At 65.5% G+C, this 23,282-nt stretch carries 22 protein-coding genes; 6 read left to right on the top strand and 16 right to left on the bottom strand.

All coding sequences use genetic code 11. The annotated features are described in order from the left end of the window. Positions 1-2: 2 nt before the first annotated feature. From urtD to ACK4FJ_RS09720, 6 genes are all read right to left on the bottom strand, one after another. Positions 3-830: an urea ABC transporter ATP-binding protein UrtD gene (urtD, locus tag ACK4FJ_RS09695; protein WP_409765831.1), complete on the bottom strand. Its 828-nt coding sequence runs from the start codon at positions 828-830 to the stop codon at positions 3-5. Then, positions 827-2,002, bottom strand: coding sequence for an urea ABC transporter permease subunit UrtC (gene urtC, locus ACK4FJ_RS09700; protein ID WP_409765833.1), 1,176 nt, complete (start codon positions 2,000-2,002; stop codon positions 827-829). The genes urtD and urtC overlap by 4 nt, the downstream gene beginning before the upstream one ends. Continuing rightward, positions 1,995-3,926 carry an urea ABC transporter permease subunit UrtB gene (gene urtB / locus ACK4FJ_RS09705; protein WP_409765835.1) on the bottom strand — a complete coding sequence of 644 codons (1,932 nt, stop codon included), beginning with the start codon at positions 3,924-3,926 and terminating at the stop codon, positions 1,995-1,997. Before urtB ends, urtC begins: the two co-directional genes overlap by 8 nt. A gap of 154 nt (positions 3,927-4,080) precedes the next feature. Further along, positions 4,081-5,352, bottom strand: coding sequence for an urea ABC transporter substrate-binding protein (gene urtA, locus ACK4FJ_RS09710; protein WP_409766726.1), 1,272 nt, complete (start codon positions 5,350-5,352; stop codon positions 4,081-4,083). Between the two features lie 297 nt (positions 5,353-5,649). Continuing rightward, positions 5,650-6,540, bottom strand: a complete 891-nt coding sequence (locus tag ACK4FJ_RS09715; protein ID WP_409765837.1) for an urease accessory protein UreD — start codon at positions 6,538-6,540, stop codon at positions 5,650-5,652. A 3-nt stretch (positions 6,541-6,543) separates the two neighbouring features. After that, positions 6,544-7,098, bottom strand: coding sequence for a dTDP-4-dehydrorhamnose 3,5-epimerase family protein (locus ACK4FJ_RS09720; RefSeq protein ID WP_409765839.1), 555 nt, complete (start codon positions 7,096-7,098; stop codon positions 6,544-6,546). A 192-nt stretch (positions 7,099-7,290) separates the two neighbouring features. Here ACK4FJ_RS09720 and ACK4FJ_RS09725 point away from each other — a divergent pair, with 192 nt between their 5' ends. Then, positions 7,291-8,280, top strand: coding sequence for a helix-turn-helix transcriptional regulator (locus ACK4FJ_RS09725; protein WP_409765841.1), 990 nt, complete (start codon positions 7,291-7,293; stop codon positions 8,278-8,280). Here ACK4FJ_RS09725 and ACK4FJ_RS09730 read toward each other — a convergent pair. The 9 genes from ACK4FJ_RS09730 to ACK4FJ_RS09770 form a co-directional block, all read right to left on the bottom strand. Further along, positions 8,255-9,028, bottom strand: a complete 774-nt coding sequence (locus ACK4FJ_RS09730; RefSeq protein ID WP_409765843.1) for a LamB/YcsF family protein — start codon at positions 9,026-9,028, stop codon at positions 8,255-8,257. The two genes, ACK4FJ_RS09725 and ACK4FJ_RS09730, sit on opposite strands and share 26 nt — an antisense overlap. A 16-nt stretch (positions 9,029-9,044) precedes the next feature. Then, positions 9,045-10,100, bottom strand: coding sequence for a biotin-dependent carboxyltransferase family protein (locus tag ACK4FJ_RS09735; RefSeq protein WP_409765845.1), 1,056 nt, complete (start codon positions 10,098-10,100; stop codon positions 9,045-9,047). Continuing rightward, positions 10,097-10,840 carry a 5-oxoprolinase subunit PxpB gene (gene pxpB, locus ACK4FJ_RS09740; protein WP_409765847.1) on the bottom strand — a complete coding sequence of 248 codons (744 nt, stop codon included), beginning with the start codon at positions 10,838-10,840 and terminating at the stop codon, positions 10,097-10,099. Before pxpB ends, ACK4FJ_RS09735 begins: the two co-directional genes overlap by 4 nt. A 24-nt stretch (positions 10,841-10,864) precedes the next feature. After that, positions 10,865-11,545 (bottom strand): DUF2848 domain-containing protein, encoded by a 681-nt coding sequence (locus ACK4FJ_RS09745; protein WP_409765849.1) that lies wholly within the window; start codon positions 11,543-11,545, stop codon positions 10,865-10,867. Positions 11,546-11,561: 16 nt separating this feature from the next. Further along, positions 11,562-12,845: a TRAP transporter large permease gene (locus tag ACK4FJ_RS09750; RefSeq protein WP_409765851.1), complete on the bottom strand. Its 1,284-nt coding sequence runs from the start codon at positions 12,843-12,845 to the stop codon at positions 11,562-11,564. 4 nt (positions 12,846-12,849) lie between these two features. Continuing rightward, positions 12,850-13,449: a TRAP transporter small permease subunit gene (locus ACK4FJ_RS09755; RefSeq protein WP_409765853.1), complete on the bottom strand. Its 600-nt coding sequence runs from the start codon at positions 13,447-13,449 to the stop codon at positions 12,850-12,852. 67 nt (positions 13,450-13,516) lie between these two features. Then, a complete protein-coding gene (locus ACK4FJ_RS09760; RefSeq protein WP_409765855.1) occupies positions 13,517-14,575 on the bottom strand; it encodes a TRAP transporter substrate-binding protein in 1,059 nt (352 codons plus the stop codon). A gap of 25 nt (positions 14,576-14,600) precedes the next feature. Next, positions 14,601-15,401, bottom strand: coding sequence for a putative hydro-lyase (locus tag ACK4FJ_RS09765; protein ID WP_409765857.1), 801 nt, complete (start codon positions 15,399-15,401; stop codon positions 14,601-14,603). Positions 15,402-15,514: 113 nt separating this feature from the next. Beyond that, on the bottom strand, positions 15,515-16,429 hold the full coding sequence (locus ACK4FJ_RS09770) for a LysR family transcriptional regulator (protein WP_409765859.1): 915 nt from the start codon (positions 16,427-16,429) through the stop codon (positions 15,515-15,517). 111 nt (positions 16,430-16,540) lie between these two features. Between ACK4FJ_RS09770 and ACK4FJ_RS09775 the strand changes: the two genes are divergently transcribed. Genes ACK4FJ_RS09775 through ACK4FJ_RS09785 form a run of 3 tightly spaced genes read left to right on the top strand, consistent with a single transcriptional unit; the run spans position 16,541 to position 19,679 of the window. After that, complete coding sequence (locus ACK4FJ_RS09775; protein WP_409765861.1) at positions 16,541-17,494, top strand: MurR/RpiR family transcriptional regulator; 954 nt, start codon at positions 16,541-16,543, stop codon at positions 17,492-17,494. Then, complete coding sequence (locus ACK4FJ_RS09780; RefSeq protein WP_409765863.1) at positions 17,491-18,825, top strand: aspartate aminotransferase family protein; 1,335 nt, start codon at positions 17,491-17,493, stop codon at positions 18,823-18,825. Before ACK4FJ_RS09775 ends, ACK4FJ_RS09780 begins: the two co-directional genes overlap by 4 nt. Beyond that, positions 18,825-19,679, top strand: a complete 855-nt coding sequence (locus ACK4FJ_RS09785) for a 3-keto-5-aminohexanoate cleavage protein (protein WP_409765865.1) — start codon at positions 18,825-18,827, stop codon at positions 19,677-19,679. Before ACK4FJ_RS09780 ends, ACK4FJ_RS09785 begins: the two co-directional genes overlap by 1 nt. Positions 19,680-19,682: 3 nt before the next feature. Here the strand turns inward: ACK4FJ_RS09785 and ACK4FJ_RS09790 are convergent, their stop codons facing one another. Then, positions 19,683-20,939, bottom strand: coding sequence for a D-amino acid dehydrogenase (locus ACK4FJ_RS09790; protein ID WP_409765867.1), 1,257 nt, complete (start codon positions 20,937-20,939; stop codon positions 19,683-19,685). 169 nt (positions 20,940-21,108) lie between these two features. Here ACK4FJ_RS09790 and ACK4FJ_RS09795 point away from each other — a divergent pair, with 169 nt between their 5' ends. Both ACK4FJ_RS09795 and ACK4FJ_RS09800 read left to right on the top strand, forming a co-directional pair. Continuing rightward, positions 21,109-22,032 carry a LysR family transcriptional regulator gene (locus ACK4FJ_RS09795; protein WP_409765869.1) on the top strand — a complete coding sequence of 308 codons (924 nt, stop codon included), beginning with the start codon at positions 21,109-21,111 and terminating at the stop codon, positions 22,030-22,032. A gap of 237 nt (positions 22,033-22,269) precedes the next feature. Then, positions 22,270-23,247, top strand: a complete 978-nt coding sequence (locus ACK4FJ_RS09800; protein WP_409765871.1) for a TAXI family TRAP transporter solute-binding subunit — start codon at positions 22,270-22,272, stop codon at positions 23,245-23,247. Positions 23,248-23,282: the final 35 nt, after the last annotated feature.

The raw sequence follows: 23,282 nt of genomic DNA on the forward strand, positions 1-23,282 counted from the left end.
GATCAGCGCCCCAGATAGACTTCGATCACGCGCGGATCGTTCTGCACATGATCGACGCTGCCTTCCGACAGCACGCTGCCCTCGTGCAGCACGGTGACACGCGCGCCGAGGTCGCGCACGAATTCCATGTCGTGCTCCACCACCACCAGGGTCCGTTCGCCTTTCAGCGACAGGATCAGCTCGGCGGTCTGCTTGGTTTCGGCATCGGTCATGCCGGCCACCGGCTCATCCAGCAGGATGAGCTGGGTGTCCTGCACCAGCAGCATGCCGATCTCGAGCCACTGTTTCTGGCCATGGCTGAGTGCACCGGCGGAATCGCGCAGCCTGGCGGCCATCCCCACCGTATCCAGCGCCCAGGCGATGCGGTCGAGCGCTTCCGAGTCCAGCCGTGCCGTGAGCGTGCGGAAGGAACCGCGCGGCGCCTTCAGCGCGAGTTCGAAATTCTCGAACACGGTGAGATTCTCGAACACCGTGGGCTTTTGGAATTTGCGGCCGATGCCGAGATTGGCGATTTCGGTCTCGTCCAGCTTGGTCAGGTCGATGCGGCCGGCGAACAAAACCTCACCCTCGTCGGGCCGGGTCTTGCCGGTGATGATGTCCATCATCGTGGTCTTGCCGGCACCGTTCGGGCCGATGATGGTGCGCAACTCGCCCGGCGCCACCATCAGGGCCAGGTTGTTGATCGCCCTGAAGCCATCGAAGGAGACGGTGACGCCATCGAGATAAAGCTGGGTATCCGAGACGCGCGGCTTGTGCACCACGTCGGGCGCAATGCCCGCGGTGGCGGGTTCGAGCAGCGGCGTGGGTTGCGGCATGGCGGGGCGCATCATTCAGCCGCCTTTCCGGTTGGCGCAGTCGACTGATAGCTGCGCCGCTCGGCGCGCCAGGCCTGCCACTGGCCGACCAGGCCGACGATGCCCTTGGGAAACAGCAGCGTGGAAGCGACGAACAGGGCGCCCAGCACGAACAGCCAGAGTTCGGGCGCGGCGCCGGTGAGCCAGGTCTTGACCAGGTTGATCAGCACGCCGCCGAGGACGGCGCCATAGAGCGTACCGCGACCGCCAACCGCCACCCAGATGGCGATCTCGATGGAATTGGCCGGCGAGAATTCCGATGGATTGATGATGCCGACCTGCGGCACATAAAGCGCGCCGGCCAGGCCGGCGAGCAGAGCCGAAAGCACGAAGGCGAACAGCTTGGCCGAGGTGGGCGAATAACCGAGGAAGCGCACCCGGCTTTCGGCATCGCGCACCGCCAGCAGCACGCGGCCGAGCTTGGAGCGGGTGACGAACCGGCAGAGCAGGAAGCACAGGCCGAGGCTGAGCACCGATGCCACATACAGCCCGATGCGGGTTTCCGGCGCCTGCACCGAAAAGCCCAGAATGTCCTTGAAATCGGTCAGGCCGTTATTGCCGCCGAAGCCCATGTCGTTGCGGAAGAAGGCGAGCAACAGGGCGAAGGTCATCGCCTGAGTGACGATGGAGATATAGACGCCGGTGACGCGGCTGCGGAAAGCGAACCAGCCCAGCACCAGCGCCAGCAGGCCCGGCACCAGGAACACCATCAGCAGCGCGAAGGGGAAACTGTCGAAGCCATACCAGTACCAGGGCAGTTCCTTCCAGTTCAGGAAGACCATGAAGTCCGGCAGCTCAGGATGACCATAAACACCCCGCGTGCCGATCTGGCGCATCAGGTACATGCCCATGGCATAGCCGCCAAGCGCGAAGAAAGCGCCATGGCCCAGGCTGAGGATGCCGGCATAGCCCCAGACCAGATCGAGGCTGAGCGCCAGGATGGCGTAGCAGGCGTATTTGCCGAGCAGCGGAATCAGATAGCCCGGCAGGTGCAAGGCCGATCCGGAGGCCGGCAGCAGGTTCAGCAGCGGCACCAGTACGATCAGCACGAAACCGATGCCAAGGAAAACCGCCCAGCCGCGCCGGTCGAGCAAAGGCTTGGGCTGCGCGAGCGTTTTTAAATCCTCATGCCCGGTCTTGTTAAGCATCGGCGGAGCGCCCCTTGGCCGCGAACAGCCCGCGCGGGCGTTTCTGGATGAACAGGATGATGCAGACCAGAACGACCACCTTGCCCAGCACCGCGCCGGCCACCGGCTCGAGCAGCTTGTTGACCACACCGAGCGTGAGCGCGCCGACCAGCGTCCCCATCAGGTTGCCGACGCCGCCGAAGACGACGACCAGGAAACTGTCGACGATGTAGATGGTGCCGAGATTGGGCGAGACATTGCCGATCTGGCTCAAGGCCACGCCGGCCATGCCGGCGATGCCCGAGCCCAGGCCGAAGGTGAGCGCGTCGATGCGCGCCGTCGGAATGCCCATCACATCGGCCATGGCGCGGTTCTGCGTCACGGCACGCATATGCAGGCCGAAGCTGGTCCTGCGCAGGATCAGCGCGATCAGGCCCAGCACAGCGAAACAGAAGATGATGATGTAGATGCGATTCCAGGTGATGGCGAAGCCGCCGGCCAGTTCCAACGCGCCGGTCATCCATTCCGGATTGGCGACTTCCTTGTTGGGCGCGCCGAAGATGGCGCGCACCGCCTGCTGCAGGATCAGGCTGATGCCCCAGGTGGCCAGCATGGTTTCCAGCGGCCGGCCGTAGAGGAAACGGATTACGCCGCGCTCCAGCGCGATGCCGACCAGGGCCGCCACCAGGAAGGCCATCGGCAGGGCCGCGACCAGATAGGCGCCGATCCAGGCGGGCGGCAAGAAAGCGCGGAAGATTTCCTGCGTCACATAGGCCGAGTAGGCGCCCAGCATGATCATCTCGCCATGGGCCATGTTGATGATGCCCATGACGCCGAACGTGATCGCCAGTCCGACGGCGGCCAGCAGCAGCACCGAACCGAGCGAGATGCCCTGCACCAGATTTTCGGCATACCCATAGAGTTGCAACTTAAACTGCAGCTTGTCGAACGCGGCGTTCAGCGCCGCCTTGACGTCGGGCTCGCTTTCCTGACTCAGGCGCGCCTGCAGCATGGCCCGCACGCGCAGGTTGGACGAACCGCCCAGCACCTGAATCGCCTGCAGACGCCTGACCTTGTCGGCATCGGCCAGATCGACGGCGGCAAGGGTGAGCGCCATGGCGGATTTTGCGCTGCCGCTGGTTTCTTTTGCATAGGCCTCGCGCAGCAGCGCGACGGCCTCCGGCGTGGCGTTATCCAGCAGGGCATTGGCGGCGGCCCGGCGCTGTGCCGGATCGGGGCTGGACAGGCCCAGCCGGCCGACCGCCTCGCGCAGCACGTTGCGCAGGTTGTTGTTGACGAAGATCACGTCCAGTTCGCCCGGCGCGACGATGCCGAGCTTTTCCTGGGCGACGGGATCGGTGAGCGCCACGTCGTTGCCGCTGGCATTGCCGATCACGACGGCCCCGTCGTTTTTGCGCAGGAACAGCCGGCCATCGGCCAGCGCCTGGAAGACCGGGATGGCACGCGGATCGGCCAGCGCGGTGAGCGCATCGATGGCCTTCGCCTTGTCGGAGAAACTGTCGGCCTTCAGCGCGGCCACGGCGCCGGCGAAATCCAGCGGGCCGCTTGCCTTCGTTGCCCCGGCATCACCCAGCAGGGCGCGCGCATCGTCGGGCAACGTTATGGCCTGCAACTCTTCCGGTTTGGCCATGTCCTCGATGTCGCCGGTGGCGGCATTGGTGACGACGATCATTTCGCCGTCCTTCTCGCCGATCACCACGGCATTGTCGGCCAGCCGCAGATAGAGATTGCCTTGGGCCAGCGCGGCCAGCGCGGCCTTGGCCTTGTCGTCATCACTGGCGGTGAGCGCGGCGATGGCAGGCTTGGGATCGCTCTCGGCCAGACCGACCAGGGTATCGGCCAGATCCTGGGCATGGGCCGGACGCATCGCGACCAGCAACGCCAGCATCAGCGCGACCAATAGAATGGGCAGGAAACGGTTCATCGGCACCAGACGCTCTGCGAGATTTGAAGACGGGACGGTTTTTATCGTTGTTCTGGTGATGCAGTCGGTGGCGGTGCCGGCCCCTTCCCGCGTCTCGGGACGGAGGAGGGGGCCGGTCGCCATCAGGTCAACGTCGCACTCAGTTGGGTCGCGCTCAGTTGGTCAGCGCCGCGTATTTCGGCTTCTCGCAGTTGCCGCAGACCCACGGGAAGGTCCAGTCGGCCGTCAGCTTGGCGCTTTCCGGGATGTATTTCGACCAGGCATCGGCCTTCACCGGACCCTTGGTCTGCCAGACGATGTTGAACTGGCCATCCGGGCGGATTTCGCCGATCATCACCGGCTTGGACAGGTGATGGTTGGTGTTCATCACGGCCGTGAAGCCCGACGGCGCCTTGACCTTCTGGCCATACATGGCCTGGCGCACGGCATCCACGTTGGTGGTGCCGGCCTGGGCAACGGCCTGCGCCCACATCTTGAAGCCGATATAGGTGGCTTCCATCGGATCGTTGGTGACGCGCTTGTCGTTCTTGATGAAGGTCTTCCACTGCTTGATGAAAGCGTCGTTGACCGGGTTCTTCACCGACTGGAAGTAGTTCCAGGCGGCCAGGTGACCGACCAGGTTCTTGGTGTCGATGCCGGCCAGTTCTTCCTCGCCGACCGAGAAGGCCACCACCGGGATGTCGGAGGCCTTGATGCCCGCGTTGGCCAGCTCCTTGTAGAACGGCACGTTGGCATCGCCGTTGATGGTGGAGACCACGGCGGTCTTCTTGCCGGCCGAGGCGAACTTCTTGATGTCCGCCACGATGGTCTGCCAGTCACTGTGACCAAACGGCGTGTAGTTGATCATGATGTCTTCCTGCTTCACGCCTTTCGACTTCAGGAAGGCCTCAAGAATCTTGTTGGTGGTGCGCGGATAGACGTAGTCGGTGCCGGCCAGCACCCAGCGCTTCACCTCGCCGCCTTCCTTGCCCATCAGGTATTCCACCGCCGGGATGGCCTGCTGGTTCGGCGCGGCGCCGGTGTAGAAGACGTTCTTCGAGCTTTCCTCGCCCTCATACTGGACGGGGTAGAACAGCATGCTGTTCAGTTCCTCGAAAACCGGCAGCACGGATTTGCGCGACACCGAGGTCCAGCAGCCGAACACTACCGCGACCTTTTCCTTCGAGATCAGCTCGCGCGCCTTTTCGGCAAAGAGCGGCCAGTTGGAAGCCGGATCGACCACCACCGCCTCGACCTTCTTGCCGAGCAGGCCGCCCTTCTTGTTGATGTCGTCGACCATCATCAGGACGGTGTCCTTCAGGGTCGTCTCCGAGATCGCCATGGTGCCGGACAGCGAATGCAGGACGCCGACCTTGATCGTGTCCTGCGCCAAGGCGCCCTGGCTGCCGAAGGCGGCCGCCCCAAGCATCGCGCCTGCTGCGGCCATGGTCCGCATGAATTTGCTCATTCTCTTCCTCTCCTGCTTTGGGTCTGGCCCCCCCATGGGCTCAGCCGCACAGGTCAGGAATGGCAAGGAGCGTGCCAAGGCCGGAATGCCGTGAGGGCATGATCCGATACCCCCGGTAATGCGCTGATTCCGCGCTGCAATATGACAAACACCATGCTGGAGATGGATTACTACCGCGGTGATTCTACAGCGATCTTGTGAACTACTTCGCCGCGCGTAAGCCTAAATTTTAGGCTAATAATGCCTAAAAACAGGCATAGATTAAATTAGAGGCAATCAGAAATGCCAGTGGCGCGGCATGGCGGCCTTGCGCCCCAGACCGGGGCGCATAGCGGCCCATAAAAATCCGAACTGGCGGCGCAGCCGCGCAGGGTCACGATCCAACAGTCGCACCAGCAACAGGCCATCGATCACGGTTGTGCCCCACAGGGCACCGTCGGGCTGTTCGGCGGCCGGCAGCAAATCGCGCAGGCGGTCGCGCAACAACGCCGATCCAAAATCCGGCTCCGGCAGCCGGGCCAGGATCAGGCCCTGGGCCAGTGCGCCGTCAAAGCCGGCGGGGTGCCGGAGCGTGGCGTCGAGGCTGCCGTCATCCAGCCTGGCGGCGTCATGCCACAGCAGGCGTCCGTCCAGCGAGAGGCGCCAGCGGTCGAACAGCCGGCCGGCGGTGAACCGCTCGCCGCGCGCGATGCGGCCGAACACGGTGATGTCGCCTGCCAGCAGCCGCGCATCGCCCTGCAGGTCGATGCCAACCCGGCGATCCAGCCGCGCGCCATCGAACAGGATGGTTTCCTGCGGCAGCCATTCGAGCGCGGCGCCGGCCGCGACCGACAGAGCGATATCGATATCGGCCGCCGCACTGTTGCGTTCGGCGCGGTAGATCTTCTCGGCCGCCTGGGGCGTGCAGAGCGCTTCCGCACCGGCCTCGACCGCGACGCCGAGCCGCAGGCGGTCGCCGCCGGTGAGGCCGCCGGCGGTGGTGACCAGCACGGCGGTAAAGGCTTCGCCCGGATCGGGCGCCGGCATCAGCGCGCGGCAGGGATCGTGCTGATAGAGATCGGCGATGCGGCTGAGACTGCCCGGCGCGATCGGGGCCGCGACGCGCAGAGTCAGGGCGCCGTCGGCGCGCTGTAACTGCGGCATGCTGCCGGCCATGCCGCCAGCCATGAATCAGAGCAGGTCGGGCTGATCGGCCAGCATCGGCTGGCTGACATCCTCGGCCGATACGGTCGCGTCGACCGGCCTTACGGGCCATTTGATGCCCAAAGCCGGATCGCACCAGTTGATGCCGCGTTCCAGCGCGGGATCGCTGCCGGCGCTGGTCTTCACCAGCACCTCGACGGCCGCCTCCATGCTGCACCAACCGACAGCGAAGCCAGGCATGACATAAAACTGCTCGGCTCCCATATAGGACATCTCACCCTCCATTACTTTGCCGAAGGTATCGGATGCCCGGCGCACGTCGATGGCGGCGAAATAGATCCGGCCGCGCAACACGCGCAGCAGCATGGCCTGGCTGCCGGGAGCGAGCTGATAACGCGGGCCGCGGACCGTGCCGGGCTTGAGGGCGTAATGAATCCAGTCCTCCACGAAGCGCTCGTGGATGCCGATCTGGCCCATATGGGTTTCGCTGTGGATGGGACTCGACCAGCCCTCGCCCAGCATCAGGGTAGGCGCCCGCATGAGCAGGCAGCCAGGCAGGACAGGCGGAGCGATCTGGAACATGGCGGACCGGACAAAAGGATAAGGGCCCTCATCATCGACAAGGGGCCTGGGATTGGCAAGCCACACACGACGCGAGGCCGCCCCTCTTGTATGCCGCGCCGCCCTGTTATGCCGCACGGATCGAACCCCACCCCCTTAACGCGACCTTCCGCGCTTCCTATCTGAAAGACGGGATCGGGAAGGAGGAGCGCGATGGAAGACATCGAATGGCTGCTGCACCAGCCGGATGGCGGCCGCGCCCTGAAGGTCAACGAGCGCACGCGCATCAGCGACGCGCAGTGGGATGCCGTGATCGAGCGCATCGACGTGGCGCCGGGCCTGCGCGTCTTCCTCACCCATGCCACCATCCACAGCGACATCACCGTGCAGTCGCGCGACCCCGGAAGCGGGCCCGAAAGCACACCCTGGGCCAGCAGTACCATCGCAGTCGAGGGCCATGTCGAGATCGAGATACCCGATGGTCTGCAGGTGACGGCCGGGCCGGACCAGGCCGTATTGTTCCGGCCCTCGGGCCGCGATCCGCGCTATCATGTGAAGGCGCCGCAGCGCCTGCGCCTGGCTGGTTATGCCCTGCGCCGCGACCGGCTTGAGCGGATGTTCGACGGCGCCATTCCGCCTGCCCTGCTGCCGTTGCTGGAGCCGGAAATGGAAACCAGCCGCGTTATCTGCATGCACGCGACGCGACGGCTGCGCCATCTGGCCGAGGGGCTGTTTGCGCCCGGCCTGAACGGCCCGCTGCGGCTGCTGTTCGTGGAAGGCGTCGTGCTGCAGCTTCTGGCCAGCCAGATGGCGAGCCAGATCCGGCCCGCCCGCATCCTGACGGCGCGGGAACGCGAAGCGGTGACGACGGCGCACCGGCTGCTGCTGCTCGACATGCGGCGTCCGCCCGGCCTGGGCGACCTGGCCGACGCGGTGGGCCTGAGCGAAAAACGCCTGAACGCCTGTTTCCGCAGCGAATTCGGCAGCACGGTTTTCGAGCTGCTGCGCAACTACCGGCTGGAGCATGCCCGCATCGCACTGGAATCAGGCGCCGCGCCGCTGAAGCAGATCGCCTGGCGCGTGGGTTACAATCATGTCAGCAATTTCATCAACGCCTATACGGCGCGCTACGGCGCGCCGCCGCGGCGGCACGTTCTGAAAAAACAGGTCGCGGCGGCTATGCCAGCATCGCGGGCAGGGTGACGATCTTCACGCCGGCCTGCTCCAGCCCGGCCCGGATATGGCGCGCCATGGACACCGCGCCGGCGCTGTCGCCATGCACGCAGATCGAATCGACATTGCAGGGAATGCGCTTGCCCGAGAGCGAGACAATGGCTTTCTCCTGTACCATGCGCAGCACGTTCTGCAGGGCTTCATCGTTGTCATGCACCATGGCCTTCGGCTGGCCGCGCGGCACCAGGTTGCCCGCATCGTCGTAATTGCGGTCGGCGAAGACCTCCTGCGCCACCGGCAGGTTCAGCTTGCGCGCCGCATCCACCATGGCCGAGCCGGCCGGCGCCAGGAAGATCAGGTCCTGCGAGACGCCGGCGATGCCGCGCGCCAGCGCCATGGCAAGGTCCATGTCGGTGGCGGCCTTGTTGTTGATGGCGCCGTGGGGCTTCACATGGGTGACCTTGCCGCCCTTGGTGGCCGCCACGCCCATCAGCGCGCCGACCTGATAGGCGATCAGGGCCTCGACTTCCCTGTTGTTCATGGTCATCGGCCGACGGCCGAACCCCTGCAGGTCGGGATAGGAGGGATGCGCGCCGATGGAGACGCCATTCTTCACGGCCTCGGCCACGGTATCCTGCATCACGCTCCAGTCGCCGGCATGGAACCCGCAGGCGACATTGGCCGAGGTGACGACGGAGAGCATCGCCGCGTCGTCGCCCATGGTCCAGGCGCCGAAGCTTTCGCCCAGATCGCTGTTCAGGTTCACTTTCAGGGTCATGGTCCGTCTCCGCGATTCAGCGCCAGTGCCCGCTGGGCGCATCCACGGCGCCGCTGATCAGGTTCACAGTATATAGGGCGTTGTGGTCGAGCCATATATCCGGCAGGGCCGTGCGGATGCTCTCGACCAGGCGGCGGATGCCCTGTTCCTGCGCGCGGCGGATCGCCTCGGCCTCGGCGACCGCGATCGCCTGGAAGGTCAGGGCATCGCCCGGCTTCATGCGGCCGACGCGCGGCAGATCGGCCGAGATCACCGTGGCGATCTTGGTATAGCCGCCGGTGGTCTGGCGGTCGGCCATCAGGATGATCGGCTTGCCGTTACCGGGAATCTGGATCGAACCGGTGACCAGGCCCTCGGAGGCGATATCGGCGCCGCGCGTGTGCTCCACTGTTGCGCCGTCCAGGCGCAGGCCCATGCGGTCGGCTTCCTTGGTCACGGTGTAGGTGGCCGAGAGGAAGGTCTCGATACCCTTCGCCGTGAAGCGGTCTTCCTGCGGGCCGAGCACAACGCGGATGGGGCCGCTGCCATAGTCGATGGCATCGGGCAGTTCATGCTCCTCGCCCTCGGGTGCGGTGCCGAGCACCAGCGGGAGGCGGTCGCCCGCCTTCAGCGCACGGCCTTCGAAGCCGCCGAGGCCGGAGCGCATATAGGTGGAATGGCTGCCCATGAACAGCGGCAGCGCGAAGCCGCCCTGCACGGCCAGATAGGCCACGCTGGCATCCTCGATGGCGCCGATGGAGAGCCGGTCGCCGCGTTTCAGCAAGACCGAGCGCCAGGGTTTCAGGCTGCGCGCTTCGGATCCATCAGCCGGCTGCAGCACAAGTTTGGCGACGCCACCGAAAGCGATGCGCACCCTCTCGGCCGCCACCGTGAAGCCGGGGCCGAGATAGCCGATCTCCAGCGCCGCGGTATTCTCGGGATTGCCGACGAGGCGGTTCACCAGCCGAAGCGCGATGGGATCGGTGGCACCGGCCACCGGCATGCCCAGGGCCTGCGCGCCGAAGCGGCCAAGATCCTGCACGCTGGTCATCAGGCCGGGCGAGACAATATCGAGGAAGCCGGCGGCGCTCATGGCTTCACCTGCCCCTCGTTGATCTGCAGGGCGGCGTAGTCGAATGCACCCTGCTCCACCCGACTGAGCATGGCGACGTAATCATCGGCCGAGATCGCCGTGTAGGTGACCTCGTCGCCGGCGGCGAGCAGGATCGGCTCGGCCCGCGATGCATCGAAGAGCTTCAGCGGCGTGCGGCCGATCAGGTGCCAGCCGCCCGGGCTTTCCCAGGGATAGATCGTGGTCATCGATTCCGCGATGGCGACCGAACCCTGCGGCACCTTCAGGCGCGGTTCCTTGCGGCGCGGCAGATGCAGCGACGCGGCCAGCCCGCCCATATAGGCAAGGCCTGGCATGAAGCCGAGCATGTAGACGAAATAGCGGCCGGCGGTGTGCGTGGCGACCACGGCATCGGGCGTGGTCTTGCAGCGTTCGGCCACGTCGAGCAGGTCGGGCGCCAGATCGGGCGCGTAGCAGACCGGCAGGCGCCAGAGCCGACCGGTGCGCTGTTCGGCCTTCAGGCCGGCCAACATGGCGCGCACCTGCGCTTCCAGATCGGCGCGCGATGTATTGAGCGGGTCGTATTGCACCAGCAGGGCGCGGAAAGAGGGGATGGTCTCGACCACACCAGGCAGTTTCGCCTCCGCCAGCGCGGCATGCAGGGCCATCACCTGCGCATTCACCGCGCGGTCGATGCCTTCGCCGAACTCGACGCTGAAGCCGGTATCGCCAAAGGCGCGGATCTGCGGATAGCTGGTCATGCCGCAGTCATAGGGCTTCGCGCCTCAGGCGACAACAGGCAAGGCTTCGATGTCGTAGGCGTGGCCGATCCTGCGCTTGAGCACCGGGTCTTCCAACTCCATCTCGAAACGCACCGCCGGCCGGATGCCGCCGATGGCGCCAATGGTACCGCCGAACATCAGCGAACCGGGCGGCAGGGTGGCGCTGTTGCTGTAGCGCTGCATCAGGTCGGCCGGACTGCGCAGGCCTGAGACCGCGCCCTCCTGGTAGAGCACGCGCTGCCCGTCGATGGTGGCCCAGGCACGCAGGATCAGGTCGTCCCAGTGCTTCTCGACCTCCTCATAACGCCACAGATCGTTGCCAAGGACCTTGGAGCAAAGCTGTTTCGACAGTGCCACGCCGGCGGCCTCGGCCTTGCGGTCGGTATGGTCGGAGCCGACCGTGACCCAGAGACCATCGACCAGCGAGACGATCACCGGCTCGACCTCGCCCGAGGTATCGGGGCCCAGCACCTGCAGGTACCCAGTCTGGCTAAGCTGGCCGGTGCCGATGCGATAGAACAGCGGCACGGAAGACGGCCGCGGCACACCGATGGCGGCCAACTCCTCGATATGATGCTCGATGGCATGCTGGTCGCGCCCGGCCCAGCCTGCCACGATCAGGGTATCGATCTGCACGGCAACGCGGTCGCGGCGCTCGCCCCAAAGACGGTTGAAAGTCAGCATGGCAAAAATCCTGCGTTCAGCCAAAGGTGTTGGGCAGCCACAGCGCGATGGCGGGAAACAGCGCGAGCAGCACGATGGATGCCAGCATCGCCAGCACAAAGGGAACCGATCCGGCGATCACGTCATTCAGCGTGCCATTGGTGCGCAGCGACTGCACGACGAAGAGGTTGAGGCCGACCGGCGGCGTGATCAGCGCCATCTCGATCAGGATGATGATGACGATGCCGAACCAGATCGGATCGAAACCCAGGCCGAACATCACCGGCGCCACGATGGGGATGGTGGTGATCATCATGGAGAGCGTCTCCATGAAACAGCCGAGGATCAGGTAGAACACCACGATGGCCAGCAGCATCTCGAATTTCGACAGGCCCAGGCCGGCGATATAGTCGGTGAGCATGGCGGTGAGGCCGATGGCCGAGATGACGAAATTGAGGAAATACGCGGCCACGATGATCAGCATCACCATGGCGGTGGTGCGCATGGTGTTTTCCAGCACTTCCTTCAGCATGGCAAACGACAGCTTGCGGTAGGCCGCCGCCAGCGCCAGCGCAGCGACCACACCGAGCGAAGCGGCCTCGGTGGGCGTGGCGAGACCGGCATAGATCGAACCGACCACCACGAGGAAAATGCCGAGTGGCGGCAGCAGATCGGCCAGGCTGCGGATTCGTTCGCCCCAGCCGACCCTGACGGTCTTGCCGCCCCAGCCGGGTTTCACCACGCAGAAGATGGCCACCATCGCCATGAACAGCAGGGCAAGGCCCAAGCCGGGGATGATGCCGGCCAGATAGAGCTTGGGGATCGAAGTGTCGGTCAGCACCGCATAGATGATGATGTTGATCGACGGCGGAATCAGGATGCCCAAAGTGCCGCCGGCCGCCAGCGTGCCGAGGAACAGGCGTTCGTTATAGCCATGCTTCTTCACCAGCGGCAAAGCCACCGTGCCGACGGTGGCGGCCGTGGCGACGCTGGAGCCCGAGGTGGCGGCGAAGATGGCGCAGGCGCCGATATTGGAATGCATCAGGCCGCCGGGAATCCAGGCCAGCCATTTCACCATCGCCTCGTACATGCGCTCGGCCACGCCGGCGCGCAGCAGGATCTCGCCCAGCAGGATGAACATCGGGATGGCGACCAGCAGGAAATCCTTCGAGGAGGACCAGGCGACCTCGCCCAGCGCCAGGCTGAGCGGCATCTTGGAATAAAGCTGGTCGAGCAGCAGACCGAGCGTGCCGAGGGCACCGGCCACCGGCAGGGCGGCAGCGAGCAGGGCAAGCAGGAGGATGAGGGAGGTTGCCAGCATGGGATCAGTCCTGCCGCTTGAGCGCGACGGTATGCGCGGCCTCGTCGGCGGCGTCTTCCTCGATGCTGCGCGCACCGGCCAGACGGCGCACGGTATCGAGGTCGCCGCCCAGCAGCGCGAACAGCGCGCGCAGCAGCAGGGGCAGCAGGGTGAAGAGGAACAGCGCAAGGCCGATCACCCAAAGCGATTGTGGCATCCACAACGGCGTCTGCAGGGGGGTGGTGGCACGCGCGCCGAAGGAGATCGAGGTGCCCAGCACATCCCAGGCCTGCCAGGTCAGCAGCAGCAGGAAACCGCCCAGCGACAGCAGTGCGAAGATATCAAGGATGGCGCAGATGGCGCGCGGCAGACGGACATAGAGGGCATCGACGCGCACGTTGGCGCGTCGCAGCAGGGTGAAGGCCAGCGCCCAGGCGGTGCCGATGGCGAAGGCATAGCCGGAGAGTTCATCGGCGCCACCGACCGAGACCAGCAGCAGTTTGCGCAGCAGCACGTCGATGGACACCAGGAAGGCCGAGGTCAGCACCAGCGCGCCGCCAGCCCAGATGGCGTAACGCGACAGGCGGTCGGCGAGGCCGAGCCAGCGATCCAGCAGCATGATCATGGGCGATACCCTGACATAAAAATGCCGGAGCCCGGAGGAGAATCCGGGCCCCGGCTGGGGAGGCAGCTTACTTGGCGGTGGCGGTCAGGCCGACCACCTTGCCAATGCTGTCGTTAAAGGTGGCGACGCAATCGCCCTGGCAGCGCGCGGCCCATTTCGGCAGCACGGTTTCGGTCAGCGCCTTCTTCAGCAGGGCCTTGTCGGCATCCGAGACCGGCACGACGGTCATCTTCGCCTTGGTGCCCATAGTGCAGCTGGCCTTGCCGGCGTTGCAGTCATAACCCTGCTGGGTTTCCTCGGCGGCTGCCTTCCAGATGCGGTCCTCCAGGCCGGCGATTTCCTTCTGCAGGAAAGCGCGCACCTGCGGGTTCAGCTTTTCCCAGGTCTTGACGTTCACGCCATGCATGACGTGGCTCCAGCCCAGCGGCAGGGCATAGATATGGGTCGCCACCTCGTGCCACTTGGCCGAGTTGCCCGACAGCGTGCCGGTGATGGCGCAATCGACCACCTTGTTCTGCAGGGCAGGCACCACCTCGTTGAAGGCCATGGTCACGCCGGTGCCGCCGAAGGCCTCGACGAATTCGGCCAGCGTGCGGTTGCCGGTGCGCACCTTCTTGCCCTTCAGGTCGGCCAGGCCCTTGATGTCGCCGTTGCAGAACAGCACCTGGGCCGAATACGGCCAGATGCCGAGCACCTGCACGCCGAAGCGTTCGCGGTAGAACTTGTCGTAGACCGGCTTGTAGGCGTCGGAAATCTTGCGGGCGGTGGCCACGTCCGGCGCCAGGCCGGCCAGGTCGACCGCCTCGTTGCGGGCATCGTCGGCCGCGACATAGCCCAGCACGGTGGAACCGAAGTCGATCACGCCCAGACGCATCAGGCGGAAAATCTCGGCGCCCTTGAGGCCCATTTCGTTGAACGGGGTGATCTCGGCGGTGATGGCGCCGTTCGACTTCTCGGTGATCTCCTTCGACCAGAAGGGCTGTTCGAAATTCTTGTACTGGGTCAGGTTCCCCCAGGCGCCGACCACCTTCAGCGCGGTCTTCGGCATTTCCTGCGCCATCGGCGCACCGGCCAGGCCGGTCAGCAATGCGCCGGCAACCGCCAGCGACTTGATCATGGTCTTCATTGTCTTCCCCTCTGGTTGGTAGAACTTACAGGATGGCCAAACGGCTGTTCTTCAGATCGGTCACCAGCATGTGCCCGGGCGCATGGGTGACGCAGAAATCCGGTTTCACCGTGGCGATCACCGACTGGGGCGTGACGCCGCAGGCCCAGAAGACCGGCAGTTCATCGTCCTTCACCTCGACCGGATCGCCGTAATCGGGCTGCATGATGTCTTTGATGCCGATCACCTCGGGCTTGCCGATATGCACCGGCGCGCCATGCACGGCCGGAAAACGCGACGTGATCTGCACGGCGCGGATCGCATCGGCGGGCTTCAGCGGCCGCATCGACACCACCAGTGGCCCGTGGAACGGCCCGGCCGGCTGGGTCTGGATATTGGTGCGGTACATCGGCACGTTGGTGCCGCAGCTGATATGGCGCAGCGGGATGCCGTCCTCGACCAGCGCCTCCTCAAAGGAAAACGAGCAGCCGATCAGGAAAGCGACGAGGTCGTCGCGCCACAGGCTTTTGAGATCGGTGACGGCCTCGACCATCACGCCGTCGCGCCAGACGTGATAAAGCGGAATATCGGTGCGGATATCGACATCCTCGCCCAGCGTGGGCAGGCGCGGATCGCCGGGTTCGCTGGCCGCCAGCAACGGGCAGGGCTTGGGGTTGAACTGGCAGAAGCGGAAGAAATCGTCGGCCAGCGCTTTGGGCAGGATCGCGAGGTTGCCCTGCACCAAGCCCGGCGCGATGCCGGCGGTGGGGCCGCGATGCTCGCCGCGCCGCACGGCCAACCGCGCCGCGTGGCCGCTGCCATAAACCTTGGCCGTCATCGCATTCATGCCTTCCCCCAAGACCCTACCGTCACAATCCGGTCATGCCATCACGGGCGGGGCCATCCTGTCCAATCGCGGTTTCGGATGGAATGCGATAAGAAATTCTTATCGATTAAAAATCAGGCGCGGCGCTGCTTATTCCGGCGTTTTGCCTCGGCCTGCGCGAGTTCGCGGGCGATCTCCACCACGGCTTCCGCCATGTAGCTGTCGGGTTTGAGCGGATAACTGGCGGAAAAGTTCAGATCCGGCAGGCTCTGCTCGGCGCGCACCAATCGCAGGCGCTTCTCGGCCAGTTCGCGCCGGATCACCACCGGGGGGATCGCGCTGATGCCGATGCGATCCAGCGTCATGCGCACGATGGTACTGAGCGAGGCATTGCCATACATGCGCAGGTTGGGCAGGTCGGAGCGTGTCATCATTTCACGGATGGTGATGAAAGGCCGCGTGTTGCGTGGATAGGTGATGATCGGCCAGCGCCCAAGCGTGCCCAGCGGCACGGGTTCGGGCCCGAGATCGAGATCGGGGCTGGCGACCCAGGCGAGCGGATAGCTGGACAGCGCGACATTCTTGATACGCGGCTCGCTGACCGGCCCCAGCAGGAAGGCGATATCGAGCTGATGCGCCACCAGCCGTTCGCGCAGGATCGGCGAGGTATCGACCTCGATCTCCAGCGTCAGCGCCGGATAGACGGCATGCATGCGCTCGATCAGCTTGGACAGCCAGGTGTGCACGATGGTTTCGGCCACGCCCAGCCGCACCACGCCGCGCATGGCGCGTTTCTCGCGTGCCGCCTGCAGCAGGTCGGCGCGCAGTTGCAGCATGCGCTCGGCATAGGGCAGCAATTCGTTGCCCTTCAGCGTCAGCGCCACGCCGCGCGGTTCGCGGTCGAACAGCTTCACGCCCAGTTCGGTTTCCAGCAGGGCGATGCGCTGCGATACTGCCGGCTGCGTGGTGTTGAGTTTTTCGGCGGCGGCGCGGAAGCCGCCCAGATGGGCGACCCAGACGAAGGTTTCGAGGTTGCGCAGATCGGCCATAGGAATTCCTGTCGCTGAATCCAAAACAGCATAAGCAAATCTTATAGGCGGCGCAGCAGCCCCATTTGAAACGATTGTTTCATTAATTCATTTGCTGAATCATTTGTTGCTATGACTGAGGAAATCGGCTTCAATCCTGCCATGCCCAGCCCGCGCCATACCGCGCCCGACTCGCTACCAGCCCGCATCGCGGCCGCCTTCGAGACGCTGCCGCCGCAGCTGAAGGCGGCGGCGCGCTTCGTGCTGGACCATCCCGACGACGTCGCCCTGCTGTCCATGCGTGAACAGGCCCGCCGCGCCGGCGTGCCGCCAGTGACCATGACGCGGCTGGCGCGGCAGCTGGGCTTTGCCGATTTCGCCGCCTTCCGCGATGTGCAGGCCAGCCTGCTGCGCCGCAACCCCGGCAAGGCCTTCAGCGCCGAATTCAGCAACCGCGCCGACCGGCTGCAGCAGCGCCAGCAGCAAAGCGGCGATGCCGCCCTGGCCGGCCAGATCGGCTGGGCGATGGCCGAACATATCGCCAGCAGCCATGACGAGGCCGGCATCGCCGCGCTGGTGGCCGCCGCCGGGGCACTGGATACTGCGCGCCGCCTGCATTTCCTGGGCCTGCGCTCCTGCCATGCGGTGGCCTTCCATGCCAGCTACATTTATGGCCTGTTCCGCGCCAATGGCGTGCTGCTGGACGGTGCCGGCGATACCGGCATCGACGCCCTGCGCCATGCCGGCCGCGGCGATGCCCTGCTGGCGGTCAGCGTGGCGCCCTATGCCAGCGCCACGGTGGAACGCGTAGCCTATGCGCGCCAGCGCGGCCTGACCATCGTGGCGATCACCGACAGCCGCGTGTCGCCGGTGGCGGGCCTCGCCCAGCACAGCCTGCTGGTGCCGACCGAGACGCCTTCATTCTTCCATGCCGTCACGCCGGCCTTTGCCATGGCCGAGACGCTGGTGGCGCTGATCGCCGCCCGCGCCGGCGAGCAGGCTCTGGCCGCCATCCGCAATGCCGAGGTGCAACTCGGCGCCTTCTCCACCTACTGGTCCCCCAAGCGCAAGAAAGCCACCCCATGACGAGCCGCATCCTGCACCGCATGACCAACCACGCCTATCCGGTCGCCGTCGGCGGCGAAGGCATCGAGATCATCGATTCCACCGGCAAGCGCTATATCGATGCCTCGGGCGGCGCGGCGGTGAGCTGCCTGGGCCATGGCCATCCCGATGTGACGCGCGCGATCCACGAGCAGGCCGACAAGCTGGCCTTCGCCCATACCAGCTTCTTCACCACCGAGCCGGCCGAGAAACTGGCCGACAAACTGGTGGGCGGCGCGCCCAAGGGCATCAGCCACGTCTATTACGTTTCGGGCGGTTCGGAAGCCATCGAGGCGGCGCTGAAGATGGCGCGGCAGTATCACGTGGAGCGCGGCGAGCCGCAGCGCCGGCATTTCATCGCCCGGCGCCAGAGCTATCACGGCAACACCGTCGGCGCGCTGAGCGTGGGCGGCAATGCCTGGCGACGCCAGCAATTCGCGCCCATGCTGATCGAGGCGCATCACATTGCGCCCTGCTTTGAATACCGCGACCGCCGGCCCGACGAGACACCGGAAGCCTATGGCAAGCGCGCCGCCGACGAACTGGAAGCCAAGATCCTGGAACTGGGCCGGGACAGCGTGATCGCCTTCGTGGCGGAACCGGTGGTAGGCGCCACCCTGGGCGCCGTGACAGCCGCACCGGGTTATTTCAGGCGCATCCGGGAAATCTGCGACAAGTATGGCGTGCTGCTGATCCTGGACGAGGTGATGTGCGGCATGGGTCGCACCGGCACGCTGCATGCCTGCGAGCAGGAAGGCGTCTCGCCCGACATCATGACCATCGCCAAAGGCCTGGGCGGCGGCTATCAGCCGATTGGCGCCGTGCTGCTGGGCCGGCATATCTTCGACGCCTTCACCAAGGGCTCTGGTTTTTTCCAGCATGGCCATACCTATCTGGGCCATCCGATGGCCTGCGCCGCCGCCCTGGCCGTGCAGGAGGTGATCGAGCGCGACCACCTGCTCGACAATGTAAAAGCGATGGGCGCGCATCTGATGGACCGCCTGCAGGAGCGCTTCGGCAATCATCGCCATGTGGGCGACATCCGCGGCCGCGGCCTGTTCCAGGCCATCGAACTGGTGCAGGACCGGACCACCAAGGCCACTTTCGACCCGGCGTTGAAACTGAATGCACGGATCAAGAAGGAAGCGATGGCTATCGGCCTGATGTGCTATCCCATGGGCGGCACCATCGACGGCAAACATGGCGACCATGTGCTGCTGGCGCCGCCCTTCATCTGCAAACCGGGCGACATCGACACCATCGTCGAACGGCTGGGTGACGCGGTCGATACCGCCCTGAAGAGCATCGCCTGATGAGCGCCGCCCCGATCATCCCCGCCGTGCTGGCGCCCGCCCTGATCGCCGTCGCACCCAATGGGGCCCGCAAGCTGAAGGCCGACCATCCGGCCGTACCGTTGACGGCCGACGAACTGGGCGCCTGTGCCGCACAATGCCTGGATGCCGGCGCGGCCATGATCCACCTGCATGTGCGCGAACCGGGCAGCGGGCGGCATTCGCTGGATGCCGATCTCTACCGCGCCGCCACCATCGCGATACGCCGCGAGGCCGGCGACGACATCATCATCCAGGCCACCTCGGAAGCGGCCGGCATTTACAGCCGCCACGAACAGATGGCGGCGATGCGTGCCCTGATGCCGGAAGCCTGTTCACTTGCCATCCGCGAGATCGTGCCGGATGCGGACACCGAATCCGACGCCGCCGCCTTTCTGGGCGAGTTGCACAAGGCCGGCACGATGATGCAGTACATCCTGTATTCCGATGCCGACCTGCAGCGTTTCCATGACCTGAAGGCGCGCGGTATCGTGCCGGGCGAGAAACATTTCGTGCTGTTCGTGCTGGGCCGCTACAGCGCCGGCCAGCGGTCGGAACCGACCGACCTGCTGCCCTTCCTGCATGACTGGAGCAATGCCGATGGCGCCTTCGCCGTCTGCGCCTTCGGCCCGAAGGAATCGGCCTGCGCCCTGGCGGCACTGGGCCTGAACGGCCATGCCCGCATCGGCTTCGAGAACAACATCCTGCTCAGCGACGGCAGCGTAGCGGCCGACAACACGGCCCTGGTGCGCCAGACCGTGCAGCATGCCGGGTTGATGGGCCGCGCCATCGCCGATGCCAGAGCCGCGCGCGAGATGCTGGCGGACCTACGCTAACTCTCAGGCCGCCGCCAGGCCGAAATCCTGTTCCGGCACCGGAGCGGGACGGCCGGCGATTTTCGCGGCGATGGCCTCGGCCGAGCCGAAGGCGAGCGTGAAACCCAGCGCACCGTGGCCGACATTGAGCAGCAGGTTGTCGATGCCGCTGTTGCCCAGGATCGGCAGGCCCTTCGGCGTGGCCGGGCGCAGGCCGGTCCAGGGTTCGATCTGCTGCCAGGTGGCGGCCTGGGGGAAAGCCTCGCGCGCCTGCGCTACAAGCTGGCCCAGACGGGCCGGATCGATCTGGTCATTCGCGCCGACGATATCGGCCATGCCGGCCACCCGCAGGCGTGTGCCCAGCCGGGCATAGACCGTCTTGCAGGCGGTGTCGGTGATCGAGACATGGGGCGCTGCCGCATCGTCGGCAATCGGCAGCGACAGGCTGTAGCCCTTGATCGGATAGATCGGCAGGTCGAGACCAGCGCTCAGGCCCAGCCGTCGGCTGGCGACGCCGGCGGCCAGCACATAGGCATCGGCCTCGATCACGCCGGCATCGGTCTGCACGCCCAACAAATGACCTCCCGCGCGCAGCAGGCCGCGCACTTTCGAGCCATAGACGAAACGCACACCGGAATTGGCGCCCGACAGCAGGCCTTCGATGCCCAGGCAGAGGCGATAGGGATCGGCCGCCTCGTCGCCCGGTGTGAAGACGCCGCCATGGATACGATGCGCGATGGCTTTCAGCGCCGGCTCCACGGCCAGGCAACCGTCGCGGTCCAGCACCTGCTGTTCGCTGCCCAGACGGCTCTGGTATTCCGCCTGCGCCCGCGCGCCGGCCAGACCGGCGGCATCACCCTGCAGCACCAGCTTGCCGGTGCGGCTCCACAGGAAATCGATGGCGCGGATATCGGCGGCGGCATGCAGCACATCACGGCTCAGGAAAGCCAGCCGCAACAGTTTTTCGGTGGTGGCGAGCGCTTCCGCGCGTGTACAGGCGGCCAGGAATCGCAACAGCCAGCGATACTGAAAGAGGTCGAAGCCCGGCCGGAACCGCACCGGCGATGTCCGCCCGAACAGGTATTTCGGCAGGTCGAACCACACACTGGGCGAGGCCAGCGGGGCGACATAGGAATAGCTGAGCTGGGCGCCGTTGGCGTGGCTGGCGCCCTGGGCGGTGGCACCGGCGCGATCGACCACGGTGACGCGATGGCCGTCGCGCGCCAGCCGCCAGGCCGTCGTCATCCCCACCACACCAGACCCGATCACCACGATATCCATGCCGCACTCCATGGCAGCGCCACAATACGACCACCCATCCTAAAGCTAGGGAGCGCCGGCCAAGGCCACCACTGCCGATGCGGGCGGCAGCCATAACATCCGGTTATGCCGCCCCTTGGGGGAAAGCCTCCGCACCGCTAGAGTGCGGTCGCCAGAATCGGAACCCACCATGCAACTGCGCCATCTCGAAGTCTTCCATGCCATCATGCTGACCGGCACGATCACCGCTGCCGCCAAGATGCTCAACATCTCGCAGCCGGCGGCCACCCGCCTGCTGCTGCGCGCGGAGGACCAGCTCGGCTACAAGCTGTTTGATCGCGTGAAGGGCCGGCTGCTACCGACCCGCGAGGGCCAAGTGCTGCATGCCGAGAGCGAGCGCATCATCAGCGGGCTGGAGAACCTGCGCAAACTCTCGCGCAACCTCGGCGCCGCCACCAGCGGCCATCTGCGTATCGCCGCCGCGCCGGCTTTGTGCCTCGACCTGGTGCCGCTGGCGATCAGCCGTTTCCGCCTGAAACACCCCGATGTCAGCTTCGAGGTCGAGACCCGGCAATATGCCGACCTGGTGCGCGTGGTGCTGAACCACGAGGTGGACCTGGGCATCGGCTTCGACATCCAGGCGCATCCCGGCCTCGACATCCAGCAACTGGCCGAGGCGCAATTCTACGGTATTTTTCCGAAGAGCATGGAAAACCAGGTGCCCGCGACTGTGAAACTCGACTGGTTCCGCAAACACCCCTTCATCGGCCTGCGCAGCGACGACCCGCTGGGTGCCGCCTTCGGTGCCGCCGTGAAGCTGTCGGGCGTGGACCTGCAGCCCATCGTCGAGGTCAAAACCAACCAGATCGCGCTGTCGCTTGTCGCGCGCGGCGCCGGCGTGGCCATTGTCGATCAGTACACGGCTGCGGCCCACGATCCGCGCCAGGTGATCGCGCGGCCATTGCTGCCGCGAATCGATTTTGCGGTGCACATCATGCGGGCCAAGCACCAGCCGGCCTCGGTGCTGGCACGCAAGTTCGGCGCCGTGCTGATGCAAGTGGAAAAATCGGTTTCTGGCGCACTTGTGACAACAAACAAGCCGCAACGGACTTGACGAAACCGGCCGGACCGGTGTCCATACCATCGGGTTATGGACAGGGTACCGATACGCATGGCGGGAGGCAGGGTCTTTCCGCTATCACAGGGAGCGTATGGGCCGGTATGCCGCAACGGGGTGCGGTCTGCCATTACGCAGTTCCTGGCCTGTGCCGACGCCGCCAATACGGTCGGCGATCATATCAGTCAATCGGTTGCGCCCAGACGGCGCAGTCCAATACGGAGGAGAAGTAACATGCAGTTTGCAACCAAGCACCTGCTGGGCGGCATGCTCGGCGCGGCCCTGCTGGCCGCCCTGCCCGGCACCGGCTTCGCGCAGCAGAAATTCGTCACCATCGGCACCGGCGGCGTGACCGGCGTGTATTACGCAGCCGGCGGCGCGATCTGCCGCCTGCTGAACAAGGACCGCAAGGCCCACGGCATCCGCTGCTCGGTCGAATCGACCGGCGGCTCGGCCTACAACATCAACACCATCAAGGCCGGCGAACTCGATTTCGGCATGGCCCAGTCCGACGTGCATTACAACGCCCTGAAGGGCGTCGGCGCGTTCAAGGATGCGGGTGCCTTCGGTGACCTGCGTTCGGTTTTCTCGGTGCACCCCGAGCCGTTCACCGTGCTGGCCCGCAAGGAAATCAACGCCACCAAGTTCGAGGACCTGAAGGGCAAGCGTTTCAACGTCGGCAATCCGGGTTCGGGCACCCGCGCCTCGCTGGAAGAGCTGCTCGGCGCGCTGGGCTGGAAACTGTCGGACTTCTCGCTGGCGTCTGAGCTGAAGGCCGATGAGCATGGCCCCGCGCTGTGCGACAACAAGATCGACGGCTTCTTCTACGGCGTCGGCCATCCGTCGGCCAACATCCAGGATCCCACCACCACCTGCGGCGCCAAGCTGGTCTCGATCACCGGCCCGGCCGTCGACAAGCTGGTTGCGGCGAATTCCTACTACGCCAAGGCGACCATCCCGGCCGGCCTGTACAACAACAACCCGCAGGCGACCCAGACCTACGGCGTGCTGGCCACGCTGGTTTCCTCGGCCAAGGTCGACAATGAGACCGTCTACCAGCTGGTGAAGGCCACCTTCGAGAATTTCGACGAATTCAAGAAGCTGCACCCGGCCTTCTCGGCGCTTGATCCGAAGAACATGATCAAGGACGGCAACTCGGCCCCGCTCCATCCGGGCGCTGTGAAGTACTACAAGGAAAAGGGCTGGATGTAATCCGGCTCCACACCGTCAAGCCGGCCCGCGTAACA

This window comes from Ferrovibrio sp. (assembly GCF_046297595.1).
Lineage (GTDB): Bacteria > Pseudomonadota > Alphaproteobacteria > Ferrovibrionales > Ferrovibrionaceae > Ferrovibrio.

Coding starts and splice junctions, on each gene's coding strand:
- urtD (WP_409765831.1), bottom strand. CDS start 830: ATGATGCGCCCCGCCATGCCGCAACCCACGCCGCTGCTCGAACCCGCC.
- urtC (WP_409765833.1), bottom strand. CDS start 2,002: ATGCTTAACAAGACCGGGCATGAGGATTTAAAAACGCTCGCGCAGCCC.
- urtB (WP_409765835.1), bottom strand. CDS start 3,926: ATGAACCGTTTCCTGCCCATTCTATTGGTCGCGCTGATGCTGGCGTTG.
- urtA (WP_409766726.1), bottom strand. CDS start 5,352: ATGGCCGCAGCAGGCGCGATGCTTGGGGCGGCCGCCTTCGGCAGCCAG.
- ACK4FJ_RS09715 (WP_409765837.1), bottom strand. CDS start 6,540: ATGGCTGGCGGCATGGCCGGCAGCATGCCGCAGTTACAGCGCGCCGAC.
- ACK4FJ_RS09720 (WP_409765839.1), bottom strand. CDS start 7,098: ATGTTCCAGATCGCTCCGCCTGTCCTGCCTGGCTGCCTGCTCATGCGG.
- ACK4FJ_RS09725 (WP_409765841.1), top strand. CDS start 7,291: ATGGAAGACATCGAATGGCTGCTGCACCAGCCGGATGGCGGCCGCGCC.
- ACK4FJ_RS09730 (WP_409765843.1), bottom strand. CDS start 9,028: ATGACCCTGAAAGTGAACCTGAACAGCGATCTGGGCGAAAGCTTCGGC.
- ACK4FJ_RS09735 (WP_409765845.1), bottom strand. CDS start 10,100: ATGAGCGCCGCCGGCTTCCTCGATATTGTCTCGCCCGGCCTGATGACC.
- pxpB (WP_409765847.1), bottom strand. CDS start 10,840: ATGACCAGCTATCCGCAGATCCGCGCCTTTGGCGATACCGGCTTCAGC.
- ACK4FJ_RS09745 (WP_409765849.1), bottom strand. CDS start 11,545: ATGCTGACTTTCAACCGTCTTTGGGGCGAGCGCCGCGACCGCGTTGCC.
- ACK4FJ_RS09750 (WP_409765851.1), bottom strand. CDS start 12,845: ATGCTGGCAACCTCCCTCATCCTCCTGCTTGCCCTGCTCGCTGCCGCC.
- ACK4FJ_RS09755 (WP_409765853.1), bottom strand. CDS start 13,449: ATGATCATGCTGCTGGATCGCTGGCTCGGCCTCGCCGACCGCCTGTCG.
- ACK4FJ_RS09760 (WP_409765855.1), bottom strand. CDS start 14,575: ATGAAGACCATGATCAAGTCGCTGGCGGTTGCCGGCGCATTGCTGACC.
- ACK4FJ_RS09765 (WP_409765857.1), bottom strand. CDS start 15,401: ATGAATGCGATGACGGCCAAGGTTTATGGCAGCGGCCACGCGGCGCGG.
- ACK4FJ_RS09770 (WP_409765859.1), bottom strand. CDS start 16,429: ATGGCCGATCTGCGCAACCTCGAAACCTTCGTCTGGGTCGCCCATCTG.
- ACK4FJ_RS09775 (WP_409765861.1), top strand. CDS start 16,541: ATGACTGAGGAAATCGGCTTCAATCCTGCCATGCCCAGCCCGCGCCAT.
- ACK4FJ_RS09780 (WP_409765863.1), top strand. CDS start 17,491: ATGACGAGCCGCATCCTGCACCGCATGACCAACCACGCCTATCCGGTC.
- ACK4FJ_RS09785 (WP_409765865.1), top strand. CDS start 18,825: ATGAGCGCCGCCCCGATCATCCCCGCCGTGCTGGCGCCCGCCCTGATC.
- ACK4FJ_RS09790 (WP_409765867.1), bottom strand. CDS start 20,939: ATGGATATCGTGGTGATCGGGTCTGGTGTGGTGGGGATGACGACGGCC.
- ACK4FJ_RS09795 (WP_409765869.1), top strand. CDS start 21,109: ATGCAACTGCGCCATCTCGAAGTCTTCCATGCCATCATGCTGACCGGC.
- ACK4FJ_RS09800 (WP_409765871.1), top strand. CDS start 22,270: ATGCAGTTTGCAACCAAGCACCTGCTGGGCGGCATGCTCGGCGCGGCC.